Raw genomic sequence first — 342 nt, forward strand, 5'->3', positions numbered from 1 at the left:
AGGTTTTTGAAATCATCCTTCGATACTAAAGAGATCGCTTCACCTTGCGCGCCAGCACGGCCAGTACGCCCGATGCGGTGTACGTACTCATCCGCAGGGAATGGTAAATCGTAGTTAATCACTACTGGTAAGTTGTCGATATCAATACCACGCGCGGCAACGCCAGTTGCAACCAGATACGGAATTTCACCCGCCTTGAACTTCTCAATCAGTTCCTGACGAACACGCTGATTGCGACCACTGTGGAACGCTTCAGCCACAATGCCGCGCTTCTCAAGCTGGCTAACCAATTTGGCCGCACCGTGTTTTGTTTCAATAAAGCTCAGCACTTGCGACCAGTCG

1 protein-coding gene is annotated in these 342 nt (G+C 50.9%); it reads right to left on the bottom strand.

Annotated features, from left to right (window positions below; translation table 11 throughout):
• Window positions 1-342, bottom strand: a 342-nt coding sequence (locus tag R7F64_RS24060) for a C-terminal helicase domain-containing protein (protein WP_318072176.1), incomplete at both ends; no start/stop codon positions are given.

Origin of the sequence: Vibrio sp. Vb1980 (genome assembly GCF_033338615.1) — a bacterium.
GTDB lineage: Bacteria > Pseudomonadota > Gammaproteobacteria > Enterobacterales > Vibrionaceae > Vibrio > Vibrio alginolyticus.